Raw genomic sequence first — 7,151 nt, 5'->3', positions numbered from 1 at the left:
GCCCCCACCCATGGTCCCGCCGCCCCATCCGCTGGAGGACGAGTGGTTGTGGGGATGGGACCCCACGCCGGGCATCGTGTCCGTCTGGGCGGAGCCGGACGGGCGCGCCTTCATCTGGAAGCGGCAGCCGGGCACGCACGCGCGGCTTCGCGAGGACGCGCGGTACCGGCCCTGGGTGCTGCTCGCGTCGCTCCAGGACCTGGAGCACCTGGGGGATGCGCTGCGGCCGGAGGGCGCGCCGCCCGTGCCAGGAGCCGTGACGTACCGCGAGCTGGAAGGCCCCGGCGCGCTGCGCTTCATCGTCAGCGCGGACGACGGCCGCGCGCTGGCGTCCGCGGTGCTCAAGGGCGCGTCCAAGCGGTTGGACCAGCGCGTGGGCCACCTGCGCGACCTGGGCCCGGCCGCGGCGCTGGTGCTGCCCCCGGAGGAGCAGTACCTGGTGGCCACCGGGCGCACGTACTTCCGCGACCTCGTCTTCGACGACCTGCGGCGGCTCCAGTTCGACCTGGAGACCACCGGGTTGGACCCGTCCCGGGACCGCATCTTCCTCGTCGCGGTGAGGGACCCGGACGGCCGCGCGGAGACGCTGGAGGTGACGGCGGACGGCGACGCGGGCGAAGCGGACCTCCTGCGCCGGCTGGTCGCGCGCATCCGCGAGGCGGACCCGGACGTGGTGGAGAACCACAACCTTCACGGCTTCGACCTGCCCTTCCTGGACCAGCGCGCCCAGAGGCTCAACGTGCCGCTGGCGCTGGGCCGTGCGGGGCTGCCGGGCCTGCGCCACCGCCCTTCCGCGAGGGGCGCCGCGCTCAACCGGGGCCCGGGAGGCCGTGACGCGGACCCCATGCGCCGCGCGCGCTACACCGTGCCCGGCCGCGAGTTCATCGACACGCTGGACGCCGTGCGCCGCCACGACTTCTCCGCCCGCGACCTGCCCGGCCACGGCCTCAAGGCGGTGGCCAGGCACCTGGGCCTGTCCGGCCCCGACCGCGAGCTCATCCCCGGCGCACGCATCCATGACGTCTTCCTGAAGGATCCGGAGCGCGTGCGCCGCTACGCGCGCGAGGACGTGACGGAGGCCGCGGGCCTGGCGCACCTGCTGGGCGGCGCGGCGTTCGCGCTCGCGCGCATGGCGCCCCGGCGCTACGAACGGCTGGCGGACGCGGGCCCGGCGACGGGCGTGTTGGATCCGCTGATGGTGCGCGCCTACGTGCGCTCGGGCGCGGCGCTGCCCGCCCATGAAGTGGGCGACGGCACGTCCCACAGCGGCGCGGCGCTGCACCTCTTCGCCACCGGCGTCGCGCGCCACATCGTGAAGGCGGACGTGGCCAGCCTCTATCCGTCGCTGATGCGCCAGTACCGCATCGGCCCCAAGCGCGACCGGCTGAACGCGCTGCTCGCGATGGTGGGCCGGCTGGTGGACCAGCGCCTGGACGCGAAGGCGAAGGCGAAGAAGGCCCCGCCCGGATCGCCGGAGCGCCACACGCACGAGGCGCTCTCCGCGGCGATGAAGATCCTCATCAACTCCGCCTACGGCTACCTGGGCGCGGTGGGCCTCACCCGCTTCTCCGACGTGCACGCCGCCAACGAAGTCACGCGGCACGGGCGTGAGCTGCTGGGCCTGCTGTGCCGCGAGCTCGCGCAGCGGGGCGTGACGCTGCTGGAGGCCGACACGGACGGCGTCTACTTCGCGGTGCCGGAAGCCTGGACGGAGGCCGACGAGCGCCGCGTGGTGTCGGAGGTCGCGGGCCTGCTGCCCCCGCGCGTGAAGCTGGAGTTCGACGGGCGCTATGCCGCCATGCTGTCGCACGAGCCGAAGAACTACGCGCTCCAGCCCTACACCGGACCGCTGCTCCTGCGCGGCGTGGCGTTCCGCTCCAGCCGCGCGGAGCCGTATGGCGAGGACTTCCTGCGCCGCGCCCTCCAGCACCTGCTGGCCGGAGACGTGCGCGCCGTGCGCGACACCTACGTGGACGCGGTGATGGCGCTGCGCCGCCGCCAGGTGCCCACCTTCGAAATCTCCGCGCAGGTGCGGCTGACCAAGTCCCCCTCGCAGTACCTGGCCACGCGCAAGCAGCGCCGGGAGCTGCCGTACGAAGCCCTGCTCACGAACGGCCGCGAGCACTGGTCCCTGGGCGAGCGCGTGCGCATCTACCGCGCCACGGGCGGCCGCGCGGGCCTGCTCACGGAAGCCCTCACCGAGGACGGCGAGCCCGCCCCCCGCCCCGCCCCGGGCGAACCGCCGGGCGACGACGCGCGCGACTACGACGTGGAGTACTACGTCCGGCTGCTCAAGGACTCGTTCGCGGCCCGGCTCGCGCGCGGCCTGGACCCGGAGGACTTCGCCACTGTCTTCGCGGACCCGGACCAGCCCTCCCTCTTCACCCCGTCCCTCGCGGACGCACGGCCCGTGTTGAACATCGTGCGCGAACCCACAGGCCCGGAGTTCGGTGAGGACCCTCAGGTGCTTGGAGCCCCGCCCATCTCACCGTGACTGGAACCCTGCCGTGTCCCGGTTCCTCCGTGAGTCGTCGGAGGCTTCTGCTACGTTGCGTCAACTTCGATGGCCTTCTCGTTGATGACGCGTCCCACGCCGCGCGCGCTGGTGGTTCCCGGCACCGTGGCCCTGCTGCTCCTGCTTCCCTGGCTCATCTATTGGAGCGCGGTCATCCACCGGTATGGCCTGCGTGACGACTACGCCATCCTGCGCGAGGCGCGCGAGGAGCCGGGGAAGATATTGCGCGTCTGCGCCTCACAGGGGCGCCCGCTCTACGGCTGGATGCTGGAGGTGTCCGCGAAGGCGGCCGGCGGCATCGACGGGCTGATGGGGCTGCGCCTCATGGGCGTGGCCGGCCTGGGCGTGCTCGCGGCGGCGGTGTTCCTGCTCCTGCGAAAGGAAGGCTGGCGGCCCGGGTCCGCGGCGCTGCTGGCGGGGTTCCTCACGGTGACGCCGTCCGCGCAGGTCATCGCCAACTGGGGCATCTGCTGGCCGCAGGCGGTGGCGCTGATGCTGGGGCTGGGCGCGTTCGCCTTCGCCCGCCGCGCCATGGGCCCGCCGGGAGCGGACACTCCCGTCCGGTGGCCCTACGCGCTGGCCGCCGTGGGGTGCATGGCCACCGCGACGCTCATCTATCAGGTGAGCGGACTGTTCTCCGCGGTGCTGCTGGCGGCGTCGCTGGTGGTGCACCGCGACGTGTCGACCAGGGACACCGCGCGCTGGATGCTCAAGCACCTGCTGGTGATGGGGGCGGGCCTGGCGCTCGCGTATGCCGTCACCCAGGTGCTCTTCAAGACGGGCGTCTTCCCGCCCTCACCCCGGCTCAGCTTCGAGAAGCACTGGGTGGACAAGACCGTCTGGGCGCTCACGCACGTGTTCCCCAACGCGCTCGCCCTGTCCGCGCTCAACGAGGCGCCGGTGGGCGACATGGACGGCTACTGGGCCATGGTGGTGCTGACGCTGACGCTCCTGGGCGTGGGCGTCGCCGTGGAGGGGCGCCGCTCGGGGTTCGGGGGCGTGGGGCGCTGGCTGCTGGCGCTGGTGACGCTGTCGGGCGCGGCGTACTCGGTGAGCTTCCTCGCCGGGGAGCGGTGGCCCACCTACCGCACGCTCAACGCGCTCACCGGCGTGTGGGCCGTGTTCTTCGCCGCGTCGCTGGTGAACCTGGGCACCATCTGGCCCAGGCATGGCCCGCGCATGGCCATGGGCTTGCTCACCGCGTTCGTGGCCGTCAGCGCCCTGCTCGCGCACGAGCAGTCCCTGGAGCTCTTCGCCCTGCCCCAGGGCCGGGAGCTGGCGCTGATGGAGCAGGGCGCCAGCCTCGTCGTCCCGGACCGGAAGCCGCGCGTCTTCGTCCTCACCGCGAAGCAGTCGGACTCCACCGCGCCGTTCCACTACCTGGACGAGTTCGGCTCCGTCTCCGTGGACGCGGAATGGGTGGCCAAGGAGATGCTCAAGGCCCTGGTGAAGGAGCGCTTCCCCGGCGAGCGCGACGTGAGCGGCCTCTACCGCTTCGCCGCCGGCCCCGTCGCTCCCGAGCCGCGCAACTACGACATCCTCATCGACATGCGCCGCCAGCACGTGAGCGCCGCGAGCCCCATCCTCCAGAAGCCCCGCTAGCCCCCATTCCGTGGGAAGTCCTGACGCGTGCGGCCAACCCCCACCCGGATTTCCGGGGAGAAGCGTCCGCTACGGGGCTCCCGCGGTGCGTCGTGCAGGTTCGGCCCCACCGGACGCGCGAATCCGGGTAATGAATTGGGCAGTGACGTCCTCCGTTCCCCTTTGCCCGGCCGCGAGCCCCGGGGGTGGCCCCGTCCCGCGCCGCGGCAGGAGGCCCGTGTTTCCCCTGGCCCGAGGAGACGCCCGCTGATGGCCGGGGAACGTCCGGTGCGGCATGACTGGGTGTACCTGGGCACAGGCTGGGCGGAGCACCTGCGCTCACCCCTGCTCCCGGACGTCCTTGTCCGAGCGACGGCGTGGCGGGAGCAGGGCCGGCCCTTCGCCGTCTCCCGCCAGGACCTGCCGGACCAGGAGGACGACCTGCGGCTGGGGCTCACCCTGCCCGACCGCCGCCACCTGTCGCTGCACGTGGCCCTGCCCGCCGTGGAGCGGCACCTGCCGCCGCCCACGGTGCAGGAGGCGCGCGCGTCGGCCCCCCCGGCCTGGGGGCCCGCCCTGGATGACGTCATCGCCCTGGGCACCGCGCTGGACCTGACGGTGAGCGTGTTCGGTTCGCTGGCGTGGCAGCACCGCTCGGGCGTGCCCTTCGTGCGGCCGCTGTCGGACGTGGACCTGCTCTTCGCCCCTGCCCGCTGGTCGGATGTGGAGCGGCTGCTGTTCGGCCTGGAGGCGGTGTCCCGCCGCCACTCGGTGGTGCGCCTGGACGGCGAGGTGCTGATGCCCGACGGCGGCGCCGTGTCCTGGCGGGAGCTCGCGCTGGAGCCCGAGCGCATCTGGGTCACCGGCCCGCGCGGCGCCAGCCCCCGCACCCTCCGCGAACTGCGCGCGCTCTTCCCCGCCGAGCCCTAGGCCCGGGGAAGTGGGTCCCCGCGTGAATACACGCGGCCCCGGAGACGTCACGCAGCGCACAGCCACGACCCGTTTCCACCCGCCACTCCGAATGCCTCGCAGGGTTTTTCCAGACCTGCGGGAGGGCCCGGGTGCGGCATTCCCTGGACAAACCTGCAAGAGCGTGAAAGCGGGGCCCCCCTTGCATTCCTCATCAACAAAACCATGGGGTTGCAGTGGCATCAGAGCGGGCGGAGGGGCGAGCACCCGGTGTCCGGCCCGCTTCAACAGGGCGTCCAATTGTCACCCTGTGAATGGTTTGGTAAAGGTTGTCTTTGGGAGCGCTTGGGGGCCTCCCGCCAAGATGATGGGATTTTCCGTACAGCGCTGGGCCGCCTGGGCCCCCGGGCTCGTTCACCCTGCTTCCTGGGAAACGTGGCTCGCGAACCCGCACGCGCTCCCCGCCGAGGGCACGCCCGCGCTGACGGCGATGCCCGCGATGATGCGCCGCCGGGTGGACCGGCTGGGACGCATCGCGTTGCAGGCGGCGTACGACGCGCACGTGGACGCGCCGGCAGCGCCCGTCATCTTCGCGTCGCGTTATGGGGACCTGGGCCGCTCCGTGGAGCTGCTCACGCAGCTGGCGCGCTCGGAGCCGCTGTCGCCCACGTCGTTCAGCCTGTCGGTGCACAACGCCATCGGCGCGCTCTACTCCATCGCACGCGGTGACACGTCCGCCTACGGCGCCATCGCCGCGGGCGAGGAGACGGTGGAGGCCGCCTTCACGGAGGCGTGTGGCCTGCTGTCGGACGGCGTCCCCCGGGTGATGGTCGTCGTCTACGAGGAGCCCGTGCCCTCGCCGTGGGAACACTTCTGCCGGGATGTGGCGTTTCCGCACGCATGGGCTTGCCTCCTTTCAGCCAGCACCGGCGCGGACGCCGTCCACCTGGACTGCGCGGCGGGCCCTCCGGACGCATCCCTCACGGAGCAGGGTCCTTCGGACCTCCCGGTGGACTTGCGCGTCCTGCGCTTCCTCGTTTCTGGCGCCTCGCGGTGGGAGCACGCGGCGGGCGGCCGGCGCTGGCGGTGGGCGCGCCATGGTTAAGCTCGAGCGGGCCTGGCGCATCTTCGCCACCGGGTTGTCCTTCGCCACCTTCGGGCTGGGGGGGCTGGCGCTGCGCATCCTCTACTTCCCGCTGCTCCAGCTCTTCGTGCGCGAACCGAAGCGGCAGCAGCGGCTGGCGCGGCTCGCCGTGCACTACACGTTCCGCTTCTTCATCGGCTACATGCGCGCCCTGGGCGTGCTGCGCTACGAACTGGAGGGCGTGGAGAAGCTGGCGCGCTCCGGGCTGCTCATCCTGGCCAACCACCCGTCGCTCATCGACGTGGTGTTCCTCATCTCGCTGGTCCCCAACGCGGACTGCGTGGTGAAGGCGAGCCTGGCGAACAACCCCTTCACGCGCGGTCCCATCCGGGCCACGCGCTACCTGTGCAACGACTCCGGGCCCGGACTCATCCAGGACTGCATCGCGTCCGTGAAGGCCGGCAACAACCTCATCATCTTCCCGGAGGGCTCGCGCACGCCGCTCGACGGGACCATGCAGCTGCAGCGCGGCGCCGCCAACATCGCGGTGCGCGGCCCCTGCGACATCACGCCCGTCATCATCCGCTGCGAGCCGCGGGGCCTCACCAAGGGCATGCCCTGGTGGAAGGTGCCCGAAAGGCCCATGCACTATTTCATCCGCGTGGAGGACGACATCCGCGTGTCGTCCCAGGACGTGGACGCGGGCGAGGCGGCGAAGGCCGCGCGCCAGCTCACCACCCGTTTGCACGACCATTTCTCCAGGGGGAGCCAGGGCCATGTTGGAGCTTGAGCAGGAAATAAAGCGGCTGGTCATCGACACGTTGAACCTCGAGGACCTCAAGCCGGACGACATCGATCCGGCGGCGCCGCTGTTCGTCGAAGGCCTGGGGCTGGACTCCATTGATGCCCTGGAGCTCGGCCTCGCGTTGCAGAAGTCCTATGGCGTCGTGCTGGCGAGTGACTCCAAGGAGAATCGCCGCCACTTCGCCAGCGTTCGAGCACTCGCGGATTTCGTCAGCAGCCACCGCACCCGCTCCTGAAGCTCCCCTTCAAAAAACCAAG

At 71.9% G+C, this 7,151-nt stretch carries 6 protein-coding genes; all 6 read left to right on the top strand.

Annotated features, from left to right (window positions below):
* Positions 1-10: 10 nt before the first annotated feature.
* Positions 11-2,494 carry a ribonuclease H-like domain-containing protein gene (locus tag D7W81_RS22105; RefSeq protein WP_120557381.1) on the top strand — a complete coding sequence of 828 codons (2,484 nt, stop codon included), beginning with the start codon at positions 11-13 and terminating at the stop codon, positions 2,492-2,494.
* A 69-nt stretch (positions 2,495-2,563) separates the two neighbouring features.
* Positions 2,564-4,117: a hypothetical protein gene (locus tag D7W81_RS22100; protein WP_120557380.1), complete on the top strand. Its 1,554-nt coding sequence runs from the start codon at positions 2,564-2,566 to the stop codon at positions 4,115-4,117.
* Between the two features lie 249 nt (positions 4,118-4,366).
* Positions 4,367-5,026, top strand: coding sequence for a malonate decarboxylase holo-[acyl-carrier-protein] synthase (gene mdcG, locus D7W81_RS22095; protein WP_120557379.1), 660 nt, complete (start codon positions 4,367-4,369; stop codon positions 5,024-5,026).
* Between the two features lie 343 nt (positions 5,027-5,369).
* Positions 5,370-6,110 (top strand): beta-ketoacyl synthase chain length factor, encoded by a 741-nt coding sequence (locus tag D7W81_RS22090; RefSeq protein WP_120557378.1) that lies wholly within the window; start codon positions 5,370-5,372, stop codon positions 6,108-6,110.
* Positions 6,103-6,879 (top strand): lysophospholipid acyltransferase family protein, encoded by a 777-nt coding sequence (locus D7W81_RS22085; RefSeq protein WP_120557377.1) that lies wholly within the window; start codon positions 6,103-6,105, stop codon positions 6,877-6,879. The genes D7W81_RS22090 and D7W81_RS22085 overlap by 8 nt, the downstream gene beginning before the upstream one ends.
* Complete coding sequence (locus D7W81_RS22080) at positions 6,866-7,129, top strand: phosphopantetheine-binding protein (protein ID WP_120557376.1); 264 nt, start codon at positions 6,866-6,868, stop codon at positions 7,127-7,129. Before D7W81_RS22085 ends, D7W81_RS22080 begins: the two co-directional genes overlap by 14 nt.
* Positions 7,130-7,151 lie beyond the last annotated feature (22 nt).

Origin of the sequence: Corallococcus aberystwythensis, assembly GCF_003612165.1 — a bacterium.
Classification (GTDB): Bacteria; Myxococcota; Myxococcia; order Myxococcales; family Myxococcaceae; genus Corallococcus; species Corallococcus aberystwythensis.
The sequence above is the reverse complement of the archived record's forward strand: the minus strand, read 5'-3'. Positions and strand labels throughout refer to the sequence as shown.

What these genes read in the sequence shown, in the direction of transcription:
- D7W81_RS22100 (WP_120557380.1), top strand. Translation starts at nt 2,564, where the DNA reads ATGGCCTTCTCGTTGATGACGCGTCCCACGCCGCGCGCGCTGGTGGTT.
- D7W81_RS22090 (WP_120557378.1), top strand. Translation starts at nt 5,370, where the DNA reads ATGATGGGATTTTCCGTACAGCGCTGGGCCGCCTGGGCCCCCGGGCTC.
- D7W81_RS22105 (WP_120557381.1), top strand. Translation starts at nt 11, where the DNA reads ATGGTCCCGCCGCCCCATCCGCTGGAGGACGAGTGGTTGTGGGGATGG.
- D7W81_RS22080 (WP_120557376.1), top strand. Translation starts at nt 6,866, where the DNA reads ATGTTGGAGCTTGAGCAGGAAATAAAGCGGCTGGTCATCGACACGTTG.
- mdcG (WP_120557379.1), top strand. Translation starts at nt 4,367, where the DNA reads ATGGCCGGGGAACGTCCGGTGCGGCATGACTGGGTGTACCTGGGCACA.
- D7W81_RS22085 (WP_120557377.1), top strand. Translation starts at nt 6,103, where the DNA reads ATGGTTAAGCTCGAGCGGGCCTGGCGCATCTTCGCCACCGGGTTGTCC.